This window comes from Trichocoleus sp. DQ-A3, from assembly GCF_039961975.1.
Lineage (GTDB): Bacteria > Cyanobacteriota > Cyanobacteriia > Cyanobacteriales > FACHB-T130 > FACHB-T130.
The window spans coordinates 78,397-99,237 of sequence record NZ_JAMPKC010000004.1 but is presented as its reverse complement, the minus strand read 5'-3'; the positions used below and the strand labels follow the sequence as shown (position 1 = coordinate 99,237).

At 46.7% G+C, this 20,841-nt stretch carries 16 protein-coding genes and 1 riboswitch; of the genes, 6 read left to right on the top strand and 10 right to left on the bottom strand.

Going from position 1 to position 20,841, the window contains the following annotated elements:
- Positions 1–4: 4 nt before the first annotated feature.
- The 4 genes from NDI44_RS09270 to ntrB all read right to left on the bottom strand — a co-directional run bounded on the left by NDI44_RS09270 (position 5) and on the right by ntrB (position 4,323).
- Positions 5–757, bottom strand: coding sequence for a universal stress protein (locus NDI44_RS09270; protein ID WP_190415148.1), 753 nt, complete (start codon positions 755–757; stop codon positions 5–7).
- A gap of 135 nt (positions 758–892) precedes the next feature.
- Positions 893–1,732, bottom strand: a complete 840-nt coding sequence (locus NDI44_RS09265) for an ABC transporter ATP-binding protein (RefSeq protein ID WP_190415147.1) — start codon at positions 1,730–1,732, stop codon at positions 893–895.
- Positions 1,733–1,842: 110 nt separating this feature from the next.
- Positions 1,843–3,249, bottom strand: coding sequence for an ABC transporter substrate-binding protein (locus NDI44_RS09260; protein WP_190415146.1), 1,407 nt, complete (start codon positions 3,247–3,249; stop codon positions 1,843–1,845).
- 219 nt (positions 3,250–3,468) lie between these two features.
- Complete coding sequence (gene ntrB, locus NDI44_RS09255) at positions 3,469–4,323, bottom strand: nitrate ABC transporter permease (protein ID WP_190415145.1); 855 nt, start codon at positions 4,321–4,323, stop codon at positions 3,469–3,471.
- 105 nt (positions 4,324–4,428) lie between these two features.
- Positions 4,429–4,650, bottom strand: a riboswitch (cyclic di-AMP (ydaO/yuaA leader).
- 255 nt (positions 4,651–4,905) lie between these two features.
- Here ntrB and NDI44_RS09250 point away from each other — a divergent pair.
- Positions 4,906–5,187, top strand: a complete 282-nt coding sequence (locus NDI44_RS09250) for a DUF1830 domain-containing protein (protein ID WP_190415144.1) — start codon at positions 4,906–4,908, stop codon at positions 5,185–5,187.
- Positions 5,188–5,355: 168 nt separating this feature from the next.
- A complete protein-coding gene (locus tag NDI44_RS09245) occupies positions 5,356–6,633 on the top strand; it encodes an ATP-binding protein (RefSeq protein WP_190415686.1) in 1,278 nt (425 codons plus the stop codon).
- A 166-nt stretch (positions 6,634–6,799) separates the two neighbouring features.
- Here the strand turns inward: NDI44_RS09245 and NDI44_RS09240 are convergent, their stop codons facing one another.
- Positions 6,800–6,967, bottom strand: a complete 168-nt coding sequence (locus NDI44_RS09240) for a hypothetical protein (protein ID WP_190415143.1) — start codon at positions 6,965–6,967, stop codon at positions 6,800–6,802.
- Positions 6,968–7,319: 352 nt separating this feature from the next.
- Here NDI44_RS09240 and NDI44_RS09235 point away from each other — a divergent pair, with 352 nt between their 5' ends.
- Positions 7,320–8,582, top strand: a complete 1,263-nt coding sequence (locus tag NDI44_RS09235; protein ID WP_190415142.1) for a pentapeptide repeat-containing protein — start codon at positions 7,320–7,322, stop codon at positions 8,580–8,582.
- Positions 8,583–9,117: 535 nt separating this feature from the next.
- On the opposite strand, the gene NDI44_RS09230 is transcribed toward NDI44_RS09235, so the two are convergent.
- From NDI44_RS09230 to NDI44_RS09210, 5 genes are all read right to left on the bottom strand, one after another.
- Positions 9,118–11,049 (bottom strand): acetate--CoA ligase family protein, encoded by a 1,932-nt coding sequence (locus NDI44_RS09230; RefSeq protein WP_190415140.1) that lies wholly within the window; start codon positions 11,047–11,049, stop codon positions 9,118–9,120.
- Positions 11,050–11,331: 282 nt separating this feature from the next.
- On the bottom strand, positions 11,332–11,520 hold the full coding sequence (locus NDI44_RS09225) for a CsbD family protein (RefSeq protein WP_190415139.1): 189 nt from the start codon (positions 11,518–11,520) through the stop codon (positions 11,332–11,334).
- Between the two features lie 149 nt (positions 11,521–11,669).
- On the bottom strand, positions 11,670–12,494 hold the full coding sequence (locus NDI44_RS09220; protein ID WP_190415138.1) for a cyanophycinase: 825 nt from the start codon (positions 12,492–12,494) through the stop codon (positions 11,670–11,672).
- A 400-nt stretch (positions 12,495–12,894) separates the two neighbouring features.
- The gene (locus NDI44_RS09215) at positions 12,895–14,058 is read right to left on the bottom strand and encodes a response regulator (RefSeq protein ID WP_190415137.1); all 1,164 of its coding nucleotides are present in this window, start codon (positions 14,056–14,058) and stop codon (positions 12,895–12,897) included.
- Between the two features lie 486 nt (positions 14,059–14,544).
- On the bottom strand, positions 14,545–16,743 hold the full coding sequence (locus tag NDI44_RS09210) for an ATP-binding protein (protein WP_190415136.1): 2,199 nt from the start codon (positions 16,741–16,743) through the stop codon (positions 14,545–14,547).
- A 421-nt stretch (positions 16,744–17,164) separates the two neighbouring features.
- Between NDI44_RS09210 and NDI44_RS09205 the strand changes: the two genes are divergently transcribed.
- The 3 genes from NDI44_RS09205 to NDI44_RS09195 all read left to right on the top strand — a co-directional run bounded on the left by NDI44_RS09205 (position 17,165) and on the right by NDI44_RS09195 (position 20,725).
- Positions 17,165–18,298, top strand: a complete 1,134-nt coding sequence (locus NDI44_RS09205; RefSeq protein WP_190415684.1) for a HetZ-related protein 2 — start codon at positions 17,165–17,167, stop codon at positions 18,296–18,298.
- A gap of 260 nt (positions 18,299–18,558) precedes the next feature.
- Complete coding sequence (locus NDI44_RS09200; protein WP_190415135.1) at positions 18,559–19,746, top strand: hypothetical protein; 1,188 nt, start codon at positions 18,559–18,561, stop codon at positions 19,744–19,746.
- A 295-nt stretch (positions 19,747–20,041) separates the two neighbouring features.
- Entirely contained in the window at positions 20,042–20,725 is a 684-nt protein-coding gene (locus tag NDI44_RS09195; protein WP_190415134.1) for a Crp/Fnr family transcriptional regulator, read from the top strand.
- Positions 20,726–20,841: the final 116 nt, after the last annotated feature.

Here is a 20,841-nt window from a genome sequence, read left to right as displayed (position 1 = left end):
ACGATTAAACTGATTGGAAATCTGAGGAACAACTTGAAGTATCCGGTGAATTCAAGATGCTGGGAATACCCAACACCGCGCAAGGAAAATTAGAACCTAGTTTCTGAACAATTGGATGATTGGCAGAGGTACAGCCCAGTAACAATAAAGTCGCAGCTTCTGATTCAACAACTTTTCTGAGTTCTGTAGAAATGCAACCAAACCGTAGATGAGCTTTGAAAGAACCTCGCCATTCTTCAGCCAGACAACGGGCTTGCGATAGGATACGATCTGCTTGCTCAAAAGGATTCGTTTGATAGAAAATTTCCCTCAAATAGGAAGGATCTATCTCCATCATTCGTGTGCGTGCTTCTAATTCCACAGGGGTAGGTTGAGTTAAAACAGGTGTGGCACACTTTCTTGCCGATGCTTCTAGAGACTCTAGGGGAAGCTGTTGGCTTAAAGGGCGTCTAGCATCGCCCCCGTTAGAGATATGTGGACAATGGCTGCTTTGCTCTTCATCGACAACGTAAACGACTTGAACCGTGACTTGCGCCTTTGTAACTAACCGGGTTTGATGGGCAATCCATAGGGCAAGATCCAGAGCGGTTTGACTGCTAGGAGAGCGATTATAGCCCACGACTAAATTGATTGATTTAGCAGAGTTAGCGCGTTTGGAAGTGGGGGAAGCTGGCTCTGGTAGTAATACCATTTGTTCAACTACATCCTGACGACCCATTGCGCTTTCAAGACGGGCTAACATTGACTTAATATTCACAAATTCAAACCTCCTGAAGTAATTAGCCTAGCTTTGCAAGAACTTAAGTAAGGGTTTTAATGGGTTAGAAACGCAATAGAGCGTGTTTCCAGTTCAGTTGTTTTTTCTTTGATAAACAGTTGACCAATGGCTCGTCTACTCGTCTTGATTAAAATATTCATCGAGGAAGTTCAAAGCGTGGTTACGCAATTCAAAATACTCGCGGGAGTTGCGGAGGGCTTGGCGATCGCGTGGATGCTTAAAAGGCACGTCCAAAATTTCCCCAATCTTCGCGTGGGGGCCGTTGGTCATCAGTATAATTCGGTCAGACATATACAGCGCTTCATCTACATCATGGGTAATCATCATCACTGCCTGCCGCTGATGTTCCCAAATATGCAGTACCTGCTGCTGTAATTTGCCTCTCGTTAAGGCGTCGAGTGCCCCAAAAGGTTCATCCATTAACAACATTTTGGGGCGAATTGCGAGGGCACGAGCAATCCCCACCCGTTGTTTCATGCCGCCAGAAATTTCATCGGGATATTTGTCAGCGGCGGCTGTTAAATTCACCATTGCTAGGTGTTCGTTCACAATGCTAATTTTTTCAGCACGAGAGGCATTTTTCAAGACTTCATCCACCGCCAAACGGATATTTTCTTTCACCGTCAGCCACGGCAGCAGTGAATAGTGTTGGAACACCATCATGCGCTCGGCACCAGGTTTACGAATTTCTTTACCCTCTAATTGCACTGAGCCTGAAGTTGGTTTTTCTAACCCGGCAACCATTTTGAGAAGCGTTGATTTACCGCAGCCAGAGTGACCAATCACGCAAATAAATTCATTTTCACTGACACTAAGATTAATGCCATCCAGGACAACAAATTCACCTCCATCTGCTGTGGGATAGGACTTGCGAAGATTTTCTATTTCCAGAAATCCAGTGCGGTTGACACTTTGATTATTAGCATCCGTTGAGAATGAGGTGGATTTAGTCATATCATGCTCCTTCTTGGGACGAACTCTTGAGAATTTTGAAGGTATTAGGCTGGCTGTTTCTAAAAAGTAAAACTTAGCCGAGCCGCTTGAACTGTAGCCAGTGCAGCTAATTAAGACAGAAAGAAACGAGTGGGACGGTTCGCCCGAATCTCAAAACCGTTGACATATCCAACAGGATCGCTGGGGTCAAAACCTTTCTTATCAATAAATACTTCCGGTACTTCAACTTTGTAATCTTCCTGGGGACACTCAATGCCCATTTCTGCGGCAATTTCTCGATAGAGATCGGTTCTCCAGCCTTGTTTGGCAAGTGCTTCTGCATTCTTTGGAAATTCTTTGATTTGTCCCCAACGAGCTGCTTGAGTCATTAACCAGAGACTTTCAGATTGCCAGAGAAATGTCGAATGTTCTCCTGGACGTTTGGGAATGTTGTCAGGGATATCGAAGAAGATTGTACTGTCCTCGGCTTTCGCAATCCGAGCTTTACCATCAAAACCGCCATAATTGTAGTCGCCAATAATTGCGGGACGAGTAAATTTGGGTTTAGCACCTGTAAAGGAACGCTCGGAAATAAGTGTTGCTACTTCTTCGCGGTTTTCAGGCTTGCTGCAATACTGGCAAGCTTCAATCATCGCTTTGACAAGGGAACGATAAGTTTTGGGATTTTTTTGGATGAAAGATTCCATCACACCCAGCAGTCGATCTGGGTGTCCCAACCAAATTTCTTTGCCTTGAGCGAAGGTAAAACCAACGCCTTCATTTCCGGTAATTGCGCGGGTATTCCAAGGTTCTGCCACCATGTAGGCTTGCATCGCCCCTATCCGCACGTTCGTCACCATTTGCGGTGGGGGAACGATGATGACGCGAAACTCTTTGAGGGGATCGACTCCGGCGGCGGCGGATAAGTAGCGGACGAAGTATTCGTAAATGGCAGAACTGAGTACAACTGCCCAAACTCGTTGTTCTCGCGGCTGCTTGTCAAAGTAGCTGCGGAAGTCCTTTCCAAAGGCTTCTAAATCGCCGTTATACTCCCGCCAGGGACGCAAACCTGCTTCCCACATTTTCCGGTTCATCGTCATGGCGTTGCCGTGTCGGTGAATGGTCATGGCGGCGCAGAGAGGGGCGTGGCGTGCGCCTTCAGCACCGATTCTGGCGTTGGTGACGGCACCGGAGACTACGGGGGCGGCATCAGTGCGACCAAAAATTACGCCGTCACGAGAGGTTGCCCAGCTAGCTTCCCGGTTAAGTTGGACGTTGAGACCGTACTTGCGGAAAAATCCTTTTTTCCAAGCGATCGCAAACGGCGCACAATCATTCACCGGCACATAGCCAACAATCAGATCGGGTTTTTCTAACGATCCTGGCTCTACGACTTGTTTGATGGATGCGGATTCTTCAGTGAGTCCTTTCGCTGAGCGATCGCCGCTAATCGCACAAGATGATAGTGCCATTCCTGCTGCTGTGGCACCCATACCCTCCAGAAATTTTCGTCGCGTCCAGTTTGTGGTGTCACTCATAATTCGTCCTTGCGATCCATTTCCACTCAGCTCAAGCCACTAGGTTTGAGCCATTACTGCTCATGAGTTCTCTGAAAAAATTGACGCCGTAGGTACTATGTCTCTCAACCCACTCGTTTGAGCAATCATCGTTACCACGACGCCCGTGAGTCTCGCTCACACTAGCGATTTCTGTTAGAGCAGAATCATCCCTACTCAACAGAGGTTTACAGAAAATTATTAGACAGAGGTTGCCCTAGGGCGACGGTGAGTAACCAAAGCTTCAACTTTGCCTAGGGCGTAGTCCAGCAGTAGTCCTGTCAGCCCAATCACTACCACTGCCAAAAATACTGAGCTTAGGTTTAAGCGACTCCATTCATCCCACACAAAAAACCCAATCCCGATGCCGCCCGTGAGCATTTCTACAGCGACAATGACCAGCCATGCAATCCCCAAACTAATCCGTAAACCAGTAAAGATATAAGGCAAACTGGCAGGCCAAATAATCTTGGTAATTCGTCGCCAGCGGGGCATTTCTAGCACCCTTGCCACATCGAGGTAATCTTTGGAAACGCTAGAAACACCGAGAGCAGTATTAATAATGGTGGGCCACAAAGAGGTAATGAAGATAACAAAAATTGCTGACGGATCTGCTAGGTTAAAAATTGCTAAAGCAATGGGCAACCAAGCTAGCGGCGATACCGGCTTGAAAATCTGAATTATGGGATTGAGTGCCATCATTGCTTGCTTGGACATGCCAATCAAAAATCCAATGGGAATGGCAACAACTGCACCTAACAAAAATCCCAGCAATACTCGTCGAAGGCTTGCCAGTAGTAACCAACCAATCCCTAGATCGCCAGGACCCCGTCGGTAAAAGGGGTTCAGAATGTAGTCTAAATTCTTGACGAACGCCTCTGGTGGGGTGGGTATTAATTCATGCTTGAAAAGCGCAACAATCCACCACAGAACGATAATTCCTAAAAAACCAAGGGCGGGGAGGACGACGACATCCCGAATCAGAACGGGTTTTGCCCGTTTCCAGGCTACCTGTCCAGCAACTGCAATCGCAGACAAATTCAGCTGCAATATCATTATGAAGCTCCTCAGAGTCACTCTTCAGGTACAAAAAAGTAGAGCAGTACCAGCCGGGACACTGACAAGTTCAGAACATTTCAAAAAATGAAAAATGCTGACTCTTCAGTCTCCTCTCAATGCCTACGAAGTTAGCTGACGGGCTAGAGCTGAGAGATGCTCTTCTCTAAGGGATAAGGGATGAAGGATGAATAAACAGTTTTTTATTCCGCCTTACACCTTTTGCCTTACTCCTGGCAGAGATACGCCCCATTAATTGGTTCCTCCGTTCCAGCGCTTATACAGAGCGATCGCTTGCTAAGACGCTGAATTAGGCTGACTTACTCGGATTAACCGATAAGTCTAGCACGCCTTTTTAAGACAGTCCACCTTTCCGAAGACATAGCTTTCTAGCGATCGCTTCTCCATCAAATTCACAATAGTTTACGAATTTTTTGAGGCATTCTAGTGGTGTTTGTATTTTGTACTACATCTTGCCTTCCTTCAACCCCATCTTTAAGTAGAAGCCGCTTAAAGCAGTCAAAGTTTATATTATCTATCTTGTTAATCAGCCAATTTTATCGTTCGTTCAAGGCACCCAATATGATGTCAGCATTCTCCTCTTTGGTTTCTGAACCTTCCGAACAAATCCTTTGTTTTTATACAAATTGCACAAATAAGATTCAAATTGTTAAATTTGATAATACTCAAGACTTAAACTTTGAACGGATTGTTTTCCCTGGTCAACGTTTATTGTTTAAAGCCTTACCGGACTCCCAACTAAAAATACATACTAACCCAACAAAAAGTTCTACTGAAAACTTAGCTTTAATAGAAGTAATTCCCTGCGATCATCTCCGCGTACATGAAGAAATGAGCGTCTGAAAATGAAGCTTTTAACCCTTAGGGTGGCTTTTGATTAAAAATATTTTAAGAGCTTATAGGCGAAGCATTTGGGCGCGAAAATAAGAAAGACAAACAAATTAGCTACTCCCTAAACTAAGATTAGTTTAGGGAGAGCATTTGTAAACGAGTCAATAGCGCCAAAAAATGATGGATTTTAGTCAATTACTGATCGATAAATCTGCCACGATTGTAGAGAAATGGATTGAAGCTGTCCGTGCTGATAGTCGAATTGAGACCGCAGCAGAATTATCTTACAAGGGTTTGCGCGACAGCCTCCCCCGTGTCCTCAAGGCATTAGCGACTGTACTTTCTAAGTTTCAAGACAGTGATGTTCAGTCGTTAGTAGATGCAAGTTTAGAACATGGTATACTTCGGGCTGAACAAGGTTACGATCCAGTAGAAATTGTCCGCGAATACCGAATTTTACGGGAGACAATTGTTTCTACGTTAGAGGGAGAGTTGCTAGACTCATCACCGATTGAGATAATCCGAGTCATTCGTCTGATTGATACAGTAGTGGATGAAGCGATCGCTCAATGTTTTAAAAGCTACATGGATGAGCGATTGCACGAACTCCAACAGCTGCAAAGTCAGTTAAAATTGACCAATCAAGAATTAACTCGTTTGCTTCGGGCGAATAAAGATAACCTTTCTCATCTAGCCCACGAATTGAAAACTCCCCTTACTTCCATTATTGGCTACTCAGATTTATTTTTGCGCCAACAACAACGGAAGCCGGAGGAGAGTGATAACCTTCCGAATCTAGAACACATTGAGAAAGTGCTACGAAATGGACGACAGCTACTTCGATTAATCAACGATGCGTTGGAAATCTCTCGCTATGAAGCGGGGAAAATGAAATTGCAGCCATCTGTAACAGATGTACGCTCTTTAATTCAGAATATCCTGGAAATGGTAGAACCTTTGGCGGATTCCAAGGAGCTACAGATAATCGTTGATTACGATTCAGCTAGCGCCGATAGCTGTGCTGCTCTTCGAGAAGGACTACACCCAACATGCGCCCCCGATCGGGTGCTGACAGATCCGCTGAGACTACAGCAAATTATTACTAATCTCTTTAGTAACGCGATTCGTTACACCGACTCTGGAACGATTAAATTAAGGTGCCAAACGCTATCAGATAAAGAGTGGGCGATCGCTATCAGCGATACGGGAATCGGCGTTCCTCCAGAAGACCAAGCTCGTATATTTGAACCCTACTTTCGCTCTATCCCCCAAGAAAAGTCTTTCCTTCCGGAAAGTACAGGTTTAGGATTAGCGATTGTCTCGCGGTTGGTAAAATTATTACAAGGAAGAATAGAGCTAGTTTCACAAGTAGGCATTGGCTCCACCTTCACTGTCATTTTACCGTTAGCAGTGAATACTTCTGAGGAAATCGTGACGCCTTCAACAACCCAGGTATAGCACTTTCAACTAATTTTTAAAGATGAAACCCCAGACTCCTTAGAACAGTCTGGGATTTGAACTCTAAACTCGAATCAAATAGCGATGAAGCCTGTTTTCGGGAAACAACTGCTAGTTTAGGGTCAAGCAGACGACCTGCAAGACTCTCCAAAATTCTTGAACCCCTTCAAAAGCCGTAGGTGCCCGTGCGGGAGCGTAGGTGCAGCCTTGGAGAGTCAATAGAGCGAAACACTGGCTGCTGTTGGGGGTGCATCCACTTCAACCCAACCCAGACGTAAAGATTGGTCAGCCAGCCAAGACTAACCACCTGAAATTCTCGAAGGGGTGGAGTCACGATTGAGCGCTAGGTGAATTGGAAACAGGAGGAATTTGACAAGCAGAAAACTGAGTGTTGCGATCGCTCGTAAACTTTACCATGCGATCTCTTTGCTAGCGTATGCCGCGATCGCTCGGCGGCTGCTCATCTATCTTCGATCGGCAGGCGAGTGAAAAGTTGTACTTCGCGTATGATTAGTAATCAGCTGCTTAGCACTGGGAATAATAACTTAAGAGTTGAAAGCGGTTATTTTTAAAGTGCTGAAAAAACAATTAAAAACATTTCCAGAAAATCCGAGCGGGGAAAAACCTATTCGAGCTGACTTGAATAGCCAATACCTAAGGGGGCAAAAACCCAGGGGGCATACGCCGTGATTGTAGACTTGAAAGAAACTGAACTCAGGGGAGCTTTTCTCAAAGGGAAGGAGCTGAGGGGAGCAGACCTAAGAAGGGTAAACCTCAGCGAGGCGAACCTCAGTTATGCAGATCTCATAGAAGCAGACCTAACAGAGGCAAACCTGAATGGGTCAAATCTAAGTGGAGCTTGTCTCAATTTAGCAAATCTGAGCGAGGCAGACCTGACGAAAGCAGATTTGAGTGGAACCACCCTGATTGGAGCAGATTTAACAGCCGCCAACTTGAGCGGAGCCAACTTGAAAAAGGCGAATCTGGTTGGAACTAATCTGGAAAATGCTAACTTGGCTGGAGCGAACCTGGTAGGAGTAGACTTGAGCGCAGCCGAGCTAAAGGGGGCTATCCTACAAAAGGCTGTCTACAATCAAGAGACTCGATTCCCTCCAGACTTTAACCTTCAGGAAGCGGGGGCTTACTTGATTGCCTCTGGCACTTTACTCATCGGCGTCAACCTGAGTGAAGTCGATCTCAGTGGAGTTTATTTAAAGTCAGCCGACCTGAAAGCAGCAAATTTGATGAGAGCAAATCTGGTCGGCGCAAATTTGGAGAACGTTAACTTGGCGGGTGCCAATCTGGTTGGAACCGATTTGAGTAAAGCCAAGCTGAGGGGAACCATTCTAGAAAAAGCTGTCTACACGCAAGAGACTCAATTTCCCTACGAGTTTGACCCCAGTGAAGCTGGAGCTTACTTGATTGCTGCGGGTGTATGCCTGCCTGGGGTTAATTTGAGCGGAGTTAATCTGAGCGGAGCCGACTTAAGGGCGACCAATCTGCGAGGGGCAAAGTTACGAGGAGCAAACTTGAGAGGGGTAGACTTAAGCAAAGCTAACTTGAGGAAAGCTGACCTGGATGATGCCAACTTGAGCGGAGCCGACTTACGAGGGGCGGACTTTACGGGAGCCATTTTGAGGCTGGTGAACTTCAGCGAGGCGGATCTAAGAGGAGTAGACTTAACGCGAGCCGACTTGAAGGGAGCCAATCTAAGTAGAGCCGACTTGAGAGGAGTAGACTTGACGGGAGCTAGCTTGAAGCAGGTGAACTTAAGTGAAGCCGACTTGAGGGGGGTAGACTTAACGCGAACGGATTTAAGGGGAGCCAACCTAAGTGGGGCAGACTTGACGGATGTGGATTTGAGTCGGGCGATGCTCAAGGGTGCCGACCTGACAGAAGCCAACGTTCCGCAAGAAAATTTCTTTAACTTAGAAATAGAGGCGCGATGAAGCTTAAAGCGATGTGCGATGGATGTGCGATGAATAGAGGGGCGAATAAATAATCGGAGTATTCACCCGGAGACGATATCCATTATTTTTTCTTGCGAGTCCAAAGATCCGTGAACATCATGGTCAACCCGCCTATAAAAATTGCGATCGCCATCCCGCCTGCCGTAACATTCATCCAATCAATATTTTCCATCTGATTATTCAGCCGTTTTTTTGAGCAACGGTACTAGATTAGCAACTTTGGCATCCAGACAAACATCCCCGCCCAGAAAAGCGCGAACTAAGCGAACATTAAAGGTTCTGTAACCTGCTCCTGGCAAGTTTCGCTTGCGTGCTTGCTGGTGCGCTTTCAACCGTCCGGTGCAAGATGCGAACTCAAGGGACTTATTTTGCTCAAAGCAGTCTTAGACCTAGCCAGAATCGCCCCTTAGAAAGCGACAGGCAAGGGAAACCATCTTCAAACCCCTCTCCGATACGGAGAGGGGTTTGGGTAAAGTCTGCCCGCTTGTGTATTCCAGAGACTTTTACAAAAGGTTTAGTGCCTAACTTCAAACTCAGGTGAGATTTTTGGAATTTCTTTGAGATAAACTCGCGAAAAAGGTTCGGCTGAGCCAAGCTGGTACTGTTCAAGCAAGCCATGAGAGCGGATAGAGATAGTGTCTCCTTCCTTAATCACCACGGTTGAGTCGTGGAGAATGTCTCTCGCCAGCATCATCTCAGTTTCCGTAGGATTATCCAAGATTACAAGATTGCTGCCGTAGTAGAACATCCCATCTGCCTCTAGTACGTCTTCTGTGTACTCGACAATCAGCAGATCGAGCTGGGGATTCCGGAGCAGGTTTTGAACGTTAATGTTGTAATCCTTGTTCAAGTTTTTCTCGGAACGGTTGACGAAAACTCCATCCCGACAAACTGCGCCAATTGTCCAGTCGGGGTGTCGCATCAGAATATCGTCAATGACTTCTTGAAGTTCTTGAACTGAGATCCGGTTGAAGGTGATGAATGGGATTCTGGCTTTTTCAGGGGAGTCAAAGAAGGTTTCCAGAATATGGGAAGGTACATCGACGCTGTCACCAACGGCGGGTCTAAGATGCATATAGATGCCAGGGGCAGCGTTGATTTCGATGATGCCAAACTCACCATCCTTCCAAGATTTGGATAAATCTTGGGCAATGACATCAATACCCAGGCAAGTTAGCCGGAAATGCTGGGCGATGTCTTGCGCCAGGATAATGTTGTCAGGATGAACAGTGCTTGTCTGATCGATGCTCAAGCCGCCAGCCGATAGGTTGGCAACTTTGCGAAGATAGACGGTGCGATCGCTTTCAATCACGCTATCCAGACCTAATCCCTGTTCTTCTAAGTACATTTCCATCGCTTCATCGCACTGGATCTTGCCCATTGGCGACGTTGGTGTATCTATCCTGTCTGGCTTCCGATTTTCCTGCTCGATCAATTCCGCAATCGTCGAGTGTCCATCACCCACGACTGATGCGGCGCGGCGTTCCGTCGCGGCGACGAATCTACCATTGACGCAAAGCATCCGAAAATCTGACCCTTTGTAGCTTTTTTCGACGATGATCCGGACTGGCTGCTCTTTAGGAATCGCATTGACTGCCCTGCTAAAGGCATATTTCAGTTCTTCTGAATCTTGCACATCAGCCGTTACCCCAATTCCTTTGTGGCCCACTACCGGCTTCACAGCGACGGGATAGCCAATCTCTCTAGCGGCTGCGCGAGCGTCTTCCAGTGAAGCGACGATGTCACCTTTGGGAACGGGGAATCCCAAGGTACCTAAGAAAGCTTTGCAGTCATCTTTGCGAGTGGTAAAGTCCGAATCCAGATGGCTATCGCAGTCAAAAGTCGTTGCTATCCCGCGAATCTGCTTTCTTCCATAGCCATATTGAACCAGTCCTTCGTCCCACAGATAAAAAACGGGAATTCCTTTTTCGTGAGCTGTACGCCACAGCGCATAGACTGTCGGTCCGCCGTAGACGGAGTAGCGGAACTGATCCTGCATCGCCTTGAACTGATCGTCAATCCTAAAATCTTTGCCTTGAGCGATCGCTTCAAACCAATCCCAAACACTGTAAACGACTGCCCGACTAGTGCGTGCATGAAGTGATTCTACGGCAATCTTCGTGCAAGCGGGAAGTTGCTTGATACTCCAGTGCTTGAGGTGCAGCCCCATGTCCAGTTTTCCCACTTCTGACACGGTTCGAGCGAACAGTTGGGCATGAGATTCGTAGGTTTCATCACGCAGGTGGGGGTAGCGATCGCCAATAATCGATACATAATCGCTAATTGCCGGAGGTTGCGCGGACTCAGTTAGGGCGAAATCGAATATTAGCGCCCCCGTCTGCAAATACGGGTTTGGCCCCATGTAATGCTTGAAGTTAAAGATATCGAATGCATCCGTTTTTCTCGCATTGACACGGACTGCATCGGTCATTATCTCTCTGCTCATTGAGTATCTCCCGTTTTTAAACACCCTTTTTATTAACTTGGCGACTCGCTTACTTGAGCCTAATTCGATTGCATAACCTTTTCAGCTATCAAAGGGCAGAGTCAAGTCAATTCTTTTTTATTGGATTTAATGGTGAATGGTTCGTTGCCTTTCTACCATTTGCGATCGCCATTACCCAAATCGCTTAAATTTCTTTAATAAAACACTTTAAAAACCCATTTTCTTTAAGAAAATGGGTTTTCAGATTTGTGGAGTTCCCCCCTTGAAAATTTGATACAAAACCTAAGCTCGATCTACAATTTCTTTTGCTTTATCTTTGAGGTCTTCTTTTAGATGCATAGCAGCAGCTTCATCCTGCTTCATCTGACCTTCTGCTTGGTCTTTTTGGTCGCCGGTTACATGACCAAGCCCCTCTTGCACCTTGCCTTCTATGTTTTTAGCAACCGCTCTGGCTCTATCTTCTACGCTCATTTTTAGCTCCTTTACAAGGATATGTAATTTATTATACTACTCCCAGTATAAGAAGCTTAAGGGTGAAAAAGACATCCCTCGGCAGTTAGATTTTAAAGGCACAGGTAGCATTTAAAAAGTAGGATGGAAAGTGCCCACCCTACTTTCAATTAATCAAGAATTGGCTTGCGAGTTTTCAGATCAAATTTGTATCCGTGTGGAAGGATATGAAGCTTGGCTCCGCAAACTGCCAAAGGCTCATCCTTCAAAATGTCACCGATGTTGCTATGGGTAAGCTCTGACTCATCGACAATCGTGACAGCTCCTTCCCCGATTACTTCAAACTTGTTATCGCTGACTGCGATCGCTGTATTCTCGTCAATCCCAAATCCTAAGACAGCAGGCTGCTGTGCCAAGGCAGAAATTAACCGTCCCAGACGCCCACGCTGTAAGAAATGTTGATCGATGACCACTCCTGGCAAGAAGCCCATACCGGGACCCATCTCTACCACTTCAACCCGTGGATTTGTCTCAGAGTCGCCTTCAACGATCATGACATCTGGCATCATGGCAGCTCCCGCACTGGTGCCTCCCACCACGATTCCTTCAGCGTACCGTCTGTGAATCGCCTCATCGATCTGGGTACCCTTCAGAATGCTGGTGATGCGAGCCTGATCTCCGCCGGTAAAAAATACACCAGTGGCTTTCTCAATTGCCTCCAAGTAAGTGGCTGAAGTTGCATCTTCCCGCTCAACAGTATCAACGATACGAACGTCTTCGGCTCCCAGCCGCTCAAACACTCTGATATAGTTCTCTCCCACTTCTCTGGGCAGCTCTGTCGCCACGGTCATGACGACAATTCGAGCTTTAGTACCCCCGGCGCGGCGAACAAACTCTCGGAGGATTGTGCAGTCTCCCTCCTTGTCTTCTGCACCCCCGATGATCACCAACTGCCCGCTAGGTTTATTCGCTGGTACGTTTTCTTGAGCTTCCATTGATTTTATGTCCAGGTATTAATGGTTGTTTTGTGCATAAAAATACCCAGGAGATATAGAAGACTCCCAGGAAATTTTTTATGTCTCAGATTGGCTGTCCTGAATAACTAAAATAACTGCATACCGTTTGCCGCAGCTTCTTTCTAGGGATATAACTTGCAGCAAATCTGTAATTTAAAATACATAAGTCTATTTTGAAGTTTTTGATCGCTGAGCATAAATTAAGCTTGTAAGGCTGCAAAACTATATAGCTTACAATTCATTAAATCTTGCGGCTGTTATCCAGATCCTATAGCAGCAATTCTCAGATGCATAAATGAGACGCTTTGGCACACACTATTGCTGTGTTCCGGATAAGCTTTATATTGCACCATCAGCTAGCTGCATTAATTCAGATGAATTAATAAAGTAGCTTTGCTTGATGGAACAGTTGAGTTTGCGTACCCAAGACTTCGTAGAGGTCAACTGCTTGCTGCTTACCGCGAGGGATCACCCGGTCAATCAACCGACACTTGAATAACTCCGGTTGTCTCATCTGGGCAATAACGGCATCACTGGCAAGGATGTGACAGCCGTAAAGCTTTGTCAATTCTTCTAGACGGGCGGCAGTATTCACGACATCGCCGATTACAGTAGAGTCCATGCGCCGGTCTGAACCCACTGTCCCAATCATGGCAACGCCTGTATGAATGCCGATACCAATGTTCACCGGCTGCTCCAGGTTGTATTGTTGGCGATCGCGATTAAACCGATTTAAGCTGTCTACCATCGCCACCGCCGCACTTAAGGCATCCTGTCCGTGGTTTCCCGTGCGGTCAAACACCGCCATCAGCGCATCTCCCAGGAATTTATCAATAAATCCATAATTGATGGCGATCTCTTGATTCATCTGGGTAAAGAAAGCGTTCAGCCACTCAAAGGTGTCGCTGGCTGTTTGAGTTTCAGCGATCGCGGTAAATTCCCGAATATCGCAAAACAAAATCGTCAATTCTTCTTCCCTGGCATTTCCCAGTTGAATTGACTCTACCCCTTCGGGTGCAATGCGTCTCAAGAATTGATCCGGCACAAATAGCCGAAACTTCTCTGAGAGATATTCATTGATTCGCCATGCCGCTGATAGTTGACGCTTCGTTTTTTCTTTAATTTTTTCCTGCATTTGTTGCCCGGAATGCTGCGATCGCATCTCGATCAAACGCAGAGTATTTGCAATCTTTTTCAAAAGGAGAGTAGTTTTAATCGGCTTGGTGAAGTAGTCATCACCTAATATTTCCAACCCCCGAAGCTTGGATTCTTCATCATCCAAAGCCGTCAAAAAAATCACCGGCACCGTTTGTAGCTTTGCATCCTCCCGCAACCGGCGACAAACTTCAAAGCCTCCCAGATCCGGCATCATCACATCCAGTAAAATCAAATCTGGCTGAAAATCTTTGACAACTTCCAGTGCTTGAACGCCTGATGAAGCTATTAGAGTTTCATATCCTTGTGAATACAACAACTCTTCTAGCAGCAATAAATTATTGGGTTCATCATCAACTAACAGAATGCGCGGCAAGGGCTTTGTCATGGGACTGACAATATAAGTGCAAGTGGCGCTGTTATGGAAAACTACTTCTGTTAGCCACCATTACACTCGCGCCTATGATTTTCCTTCAGTGTAACTACTTAAAACAGTTGTTCGCTGAACCAGTAATTCTAACTAGATGCCCCTGACGATTCCTAAGCTTGACAAGTTTTCTTTCAGTACAGGTAGGTAGATAGATGGAAATCTAACTCCTCCGAGGTCGCCGGTAACTGAGAGAACTTTAACATTATTGAAACACAGGACTTCGGTAAAGACAATTAACCATCTGGTAGATCGAAAAACAAACCGATCAAGAGATGATCTTTCTCCCAAAGATAGATAGCCCTTTGGTGATAACAATTCTCGATTGAATGCAGCAAGGTTTAACCCCACCCCATAGACCTAGAGGGCTGCCACACCTCTCAATTTGCAGATTCAAATAGGGTATAGGAGCAGGGTATCCTTGCCCCTCATGGATTCTTTGGGGTTCTAATCCTGCATAAAAGAGCGGACGGTAGTCGTGAGGAGATCGATATCTATTGGCTTACTGATGTAACCATTTGCCCCAGCAGCCAAACAGCGATCGCGATCGCCCGCCATTGCCATTGCCGTTACTGCAATTACTGGCACCGACTTCCACAAGCGATTGGCTTTGAGCTGACGGATAATTTCAAACCCATCCACCCCCGGTAGTTGGATATCCATGACAATCAAGTGCGGCAGCGATTTAGGCGTCACAAAGGGAGATTGCAACGCTTCCATCATCGTGCGACCGTTATAAATTAACTCAACTGCATACCCTTCTAACTCAAGCACATCAGAAATCAATGCCTGATTGAAAGCTTGATCTTCCACCACCAAAACTCGCTTGGCATTCCCAGAAGATACACCACCTTTGAGCAATGATGACTGCTGTTGGCTTGGCACTGGGTTCGCTGCCTCTGTCAAAGTTTGACTCATTTCCGTTACCGGCAACCAGACGCGAAACGTACTCCCCTGATTTTCCACCGATTCCAGAGAGACGGTGCCGCCGTGGAGTTCCGCCAGTCGCTTCGTCAGCGCCAAACCTAACCCAGTTCCTTCATGTTGCCGCGTTAAGGAAGCATCCACCTGCTGGAAAGGGCGAAACAGCAAATGCCACTTATCTCTAGAAATCCCGATACCTGAGTCTTTGACTTCAAGACACAAGAAAGGCGTGCTAGGATTCACCGGGCTGCGATCCGGTCGAAATTCCCCAATCAACTGGGTGCCATAAGCCAGTCGTCCACTCAATTTAATTTGCCCGCGATCTGGGGTAAACTTGACAGCGTTGGAGAGCAAATTAATTAATATCTGGCGGACACGGCGTTCATCTAAAGATGCCTGCCCCAGCCGATAGTCTATTTCTAGGGTTAAGGCAAGTCGCTTTTTATCCGCACGGGGTTGAATCATTTGCAAACACTGCCTGCAAAGATCCAGGATGGAAACTGGCTGGAGTTCGAGTTCTGCCTTTCCGGCTTCTATTTTGGAGAGATCCAGAATGTCATTAATCAACTGCAACAGGTGTTGACCGCTTTCTTCCATCACCCGCACGTATTTAATCTGGCGTTCGTTCAAAGAACCGGCAATTTGCCGCAGCAACAAGTCCGAAAACCCTAAAATGCTGTTGAGGGGTGTCCGCAGTTCGTGGGACATGGCAGCCAGAAACTCAGACTTCATTTGGGAAGCCCGTTCTAAATTCTGATTAATTTCGCGCAGGTGTTCTTGCGCCTGGGCCCTTTCAATGGCAACGCCCAGCGTGCGACAAGCGACCAAGAGTATATCCTGTTGGGGAGCGTCCTGAAGTCTCTGATGAGTGCGAGATTCCAGCGTCAAGACGCCAATAATCTTGCCATTGGCGGCGGGAATGGGAAAAATGCCCAGTTGACCAATTGCCGGATGGCGAAATGCCGACACTGCCTGGGAATGTTTAGAATAATCGTCAACAAATACTGGCTTGCCGGTTTCTACGACTTGCCACAATAACCCTTGACCATAGGGAATCCCTCGATCGAGAAAGGCTTGCATCTCGGCAACGGCAGCTTCGCCGTGAGTCGCGATGAATCGACCAGAAATTTGATTGGTGAGAATATCGGCATAGGCATCAATGCCTTGACCCGTAATTACCTTGACATCGCCGAACGCTGCACCCATTGTCTCCACCAGATAGGAAAGTGCAAATTTTCCGATTGTCTGCAAGTCACTGGCAGGCTGCAACCGTTCCATCAAACCTACTAAAAAAGTCAGCCGCCTCACCTCAGCGTTTAAAGTTACCTGGTAGTCTTGATACCTGGTGACATCGCGGAAGGTAAACAGGCGTCCCCCATCACTCGTCAGTGTGGTATCTATCTCTAGGCAGATACCGTTAGATTGCTGTATGGGAAAGGAAATGTATTCTGTTTCGGTTTCGCTAAGGGCTGAAGCGATTTGTTCGCTCTGCTGCTGCGACCAATAGCCCTGCGCCACCACTTCAGCCAAGACTTCGCTACAATGCGGCTGTAGACCCAGCCATTCGGGGGGAAGTCCCCAAAGAAGACTGAATTTTCGATTAAACAAGACTAAGTGATGGGAGCGGTTAAACAAAGCGATCGCATGGTCTACTGGATTCAAAATGAGTTCTTGTTCCTCCTTTGACTGTTGCCCAGCAGCGATTGTCTGCTCTGGTTGCATAGTTTTTTGAGAAGTTGAGGGTGAAGAAGTCGGGAATCAGTCTAGCACCGTCTGAATCTTGTTAATGTGGCTTTCATCGTCAAAAGTAAACCTTTCTTAATCATTCTTTACTTAACAAAATCTAACATTATCGCTCATGAGTTGACCAACTAAATGTTGTGATTCAACGCACAAGGCAATAAGATCAAAATCTCACTCCATAGATGTTAGGAGTCAAACTATCCAGGGTGGTGCGATCACTTCTATCTCAAGGTAGACATGATGAAATAGAGGTCAGTTGCTCCTTAAATGGGTGAGGTGAGAGATGAGGTTTGTAGAGCAAACTTTAAATCAGGAAAATGAGTTTGAAGTCAGTCTTCCTCTGTCTGAATTTCCGGCTTCAAAACTGAAAACTCAAACGATGCTAAATACTCAAAACTCCATGTCACTGGCCCAAGAACTGGCACAGAATTGGCGAGAGCAGATTGTAGCCGACTATCCCGACTCTAGCGCAGCAATGCAAGAAAGTATTACGCGCTGGCTGATCGGAGAAGATTTAGAACGATTTGAAGCCCTGAACCCAAGCCAGATGACAATTGCTCGGCAAGCAATGGAATATCGTTACCGAATTTTACGGCAGCGCTATTTAGGCGTGGGGCCAGAGCGTGCCTATCGGAATCTTACGACTCGCTTGGGCAGCTTAGTGCTGCTTCGCAATAAAATCCGTACTTGGGTGGCGCTTTCGCGCGATCGCCAGCGGGCAGTGGTCGATGTATTGCAAGAAGTAATTCAGGAACTATTACACAGCGATCGCTACATTCAACAGCAAATTGCTTGGATTGCCCAATGTACTCCTAGTGATACTCGCCTCCGCAATTCCCTACTGATGACCAGTATCGAAGAGTATTGCCTCAGACCGATTCGCAACCAACCGCTGTTAGTGTATCGGTTTGTGAATTATCTACGGCGTTCTCAGCGAGGCGGCATGACTCACGTACCCGATGGCGAACTGGTACGGCTGGTTTCCGAAGAAGTGACGCCCGATGAAACAGACAGCCCGGTGAGTTTGCTAGACGCTCAAGCAGTCACTCAGTACCAAGAAAATCAAGTTTGGGAAGAACAACAAGCGTTACGCACCACGGTCAAGCAGGAATTTAAAGACTATCTAGCCGAAAATGTGAGTCAATCTGCTGCTGATTGGCTGACACTGTATCTGCAAGGCAAGTCCCAAGAAGCGATTGCTAGCGCCTTAAACCTACAGATCAAAGAAGTCTATCGACTGCGCGAAAAAGTCAGCTACCATGCCATTCGCGTCTTTGCTGTTAAAAGTCAGCCAGAATTAGTTGCCAGTTGGCTAGAAGCATCATTGCAAGAACACAACCTGGGGTTGACCCTAATCGAGTGGGAGCAATTCTACGCCACTCTCCCCTCCGTGCAGCGCCAGTTGATTGACGGTTTGAAAGCAGGCAAAACCCTAGACGCGATCGCTGCTGAGTTGAACCTGAAAAATCACCAAGTCATGGGCGAATGGAGCAAACTTTATCTAGCCGCTCAAGCCTTGCGGAGCGATTCTTAACCTAGTTTTCGACAACTAGCAATATTTTCTTCCCAGAGGGGTAGCATAACTATAACTATATGGATAAAACTGATTTATTCAGAACAATGTGCTAGATAATAGCTGAAACTCGATCGCAGGGGCATCTAGGATATTCACAATTCAAGTTCTGTAACTCGCCATGACCGCACTCGGAGTAACCAAGCTGCGGCTGGTAATTACTACTGGTGCTGATACCCTCTCCACTCTTTTCCTGGGTGGCTCTGATAGATGCAAATCAAATGTTTAGATTGATTGACAAGCTCCTGCCCTTTGAAGCCTGTCTGTACTATCAAATTTTGCCCATCACCTTAGAAGGCACCTGCCTGAAACTGGGCATGGTAAATCCAACAGACACAGTCTCGTTGGATTATGTCCGTCGTATCCTAACTTATCAAAACTACTCGTTAGAAACCCAGCCGATAGCCGCTGACGCTCTCCAGGCAATCCTCAGCGCGTACTTGAAACACAATACGGGCATCGGCAAACAACAAGCCCATACCGAACCGCCCACGCCGGCAACTGGACACTTAGACACGCAGCCAGATCGAGAAAGCCCAAGCAAAAATTCCGATCCGATAGAACGGCAAACCCTCCCAACTCTGATTGTCGATAGTCCGGAAGAACTGGTTGAAGTGGAGGCAGATCGCCCCAACACTCAAGTGCCGCAACCAGCTCCAGAAACACCTTTGAGAAAATCGCAGCAGGTGAAGCGCAACGCCACAGTTTCACCGGCTGGCAATCCCTCCCTCCAATGGCAAGAGCGATCGCAGCATCACTTATCTGGTTTCACTGCTAATCTGGCAGCCCTACCGCCCCAGCAGATGTTAAAAGAATTGTTAAAGCGGGTGCTGAATGGAACCATCGATCGGCTGGATTGCGAACGACAGCTCTATGAAGGAAACATTCTCTGTAGTCGAAACAATGTCTTGCAGTTTGCGATCCCAGGATTGGCGCTACCCATACTTCAAGGAGTCATCGACGAGCTAAAGCGAATCGGAAATCTGCAATTAATGCCAGTCGAACAAACCAAAATGGTGGAGATTGAGCGATGCTATCAGCACAATCATCTGTTACTGCGCTTGCAAATCATCCCTGGTGAGTACGGAGATGAGGCAGTTATGCAAGTGTTTCGCGGAGAAGCTTTGAGAGCTTATCAGCAGCAGCAACTAGAAAATCTCTGGGGGGAAGCTTTAAATCTTGCCCAGAAGCTCCAGCGCAAGATGAATCAGATATGCCATGCCAGCGCCTCAGACTCAGTTCTCCGTACTTCATCCCATCCCGCCTCAAACCCAGCTCAGATAGAAGCCCTGCCAGCCGTGCATCACTTGCTTACGAGCATAGAGCAACAACTGGAAGGACTCAAACGAATGCAGAGCGATCGCGCGAACCTTGATCCCAAGTCAAAGGACAATATGGCTCATCTGTGATGTAATGAAGAGCGTAGGAGTAACCAGCTTCTTGCCTGAAAGCTGAAGAAAAAAGCATGAATGCTCCAAGCAAGAGGCAGATCGCGATCGCTGAAGTGATAGATGAATTCAAGGCTGTAAGGTGCTACCGATTGCCTTAGCCTGCACGAACGAATTCGCACCCGTTGCAGTAGGGTAGGATAAATCATAAAGGATGAATCGACGAATATCCCAACTTAGATAATCCTATTTTCCAAGCTTGCTCGTTCAAACTTTAAACTTGATAATTCATACTTTATAGTTCACACTTCCTTTCATGCAGACCAAAGCTTTTTCTGAGCTGTTTCCCCTCTTTAACACTGCCGCTCCAGAGACATTAGAATGGCTTTTGTCTGTCGCAGTCGAACACGAGTACCCATCAGACAGAGCGGTTTTGATGGAAGACGCTTGGGGCAACGCAGTTTATTTTGTCGTGTCGGGTTGGGTGAAAGTCCGACGACTCTCTGGGGAGAATGTCGTTACCCTAGCAATCTTGGGCAAAGGTGATTTTTTTGGGGAAATGGCAATTCTTGATGAATCTCCCCGCTCAACCGATGTGATTGCCCTCTCACCCGTAGAATTGCTCAGCGTCTCTGCCCAACGCTTCATTCAAACCCTCTTCAAAGATCCGCAGTTGCACCACCGGATGTTACAACTGATGGTGAAGCGTCTGCGCCAAACGAACCTCCGCTTTCAAATGCGTCATCAACCCCCAGCCGTAAAATTAGCGAACACGCTGATTGCTTTGGGAGAAAACTATGGCGAAGCCACAGAAAAAGGAACGGAAATCTATAATATTCCCTCTAAAGATTTGGCTAACGTCACAGATATCGGCGTTGAAGACACTAGCAAAATTATCGAGAAACTGGAAAGTAAAGGCTGGATTAAAATCGATCCAGCGCAGGAGACGCTCCATCTTCTCAACATCAAGCAGCTAACGCATCTAGCAGGACGAGTTTAGTTGTGAGATTCCAGATGTTCAGATCCCTGGCTTCTCTCGCGAAGTTGAGGATCTCCCCTGCGCGAATCATTTAGGACTTATGTCGTTAATCCTTATCTCTACTAATTGAAAACCGA

Coding starts and splice junctions, on each gene's coding strand:
- NDI44_RS09265 (WP_190415147.1), bottom strand. CDS start 1,732: ATGACTAAATCCACCTCATTCTCAACGGATGCTAATAATCAAAGTGTC.
- NDI44_RS09260 (WP_190415146.1), bottom strand. CDS start 3,249: ATGAGTGACACCACAAACTGGACGCGACGAAAATTTCTGGAGGGTATG.
- ntrB (WP_190415145.1), bottom strand. CDS start 4,323: ATGATATTGCAGCTGAATTTGTCTGCGATTGCAGTTGCTGGACAGGTA.
- NDI44_RS09250 (WP_190415144.1), top strand. CDS start 4,906: ATGATGTCAGCATTCTCCTCTTTGGTTTCTGAACCTTCCGAACAAATC.
- NDI44_RS09245 (WP_190415686.1), top strand. CDS start 5,356: ATGGATTTTAGTCAATTACTGATCGATAAATCTGCCACGATTGTAGAG.
- NDI44_RS09230 (WP_190415140.1), bottom strand. CDS start 11,049: ATGAGCAGAGAGATAATGACCGATGCAGTCCGTGTCAATGCGAGAAAA.
- NDI44_RS09225 (WP_190415139.1), bottom strand. CDS start 11,520: ATGAGCGTAGAAGATAGAGCCAGAGCGGTTGCTAAAAACATAGAAGGC.
- NDI44_RS09220 (WP_190415138.1), bottom strand. CDS start 12,494: ATGGAAGCTCAAGAAAACGTACCAGCGAATAAACCTAGCGGGCAGTTG.
- NDI44_RS09215 (WP_190415137.1), bottom strand. CDS start 14,058: ATGACAAAGCCCTTGCCGCGCATTCTGTTAGTTGATGATGAACCCAAT.
- NDI44_RS09210 (WP_190415136.1), bottom strand. CDS start 16,743: ATGCAACCAGAGCAGACAATCGCTGCTGGGCAACAGTCAAAGGAGGAA.
- NDI44_RS09205 (WP_190415684.1), top strand. CDS start 17,165: ATGTCACTGGCCCAAGAACTGGCACAGAATTGGCGAGAGCAGATTGTA.
- NDI44_RS09200 (WP_190415135.1), top strand. CDS start 18,559: ATGTTTAGATTGATTGACAAGCTCCTGCCCTTTGAAGCCTGTCTGTAC.
- NDI44_RS09195 (WP_190415134.1), top strand. CDS start 20,042: ATGCAGACCAAAGCTTTTTCTGAGCTGTTTCCCCTCTTTAACACTGCC.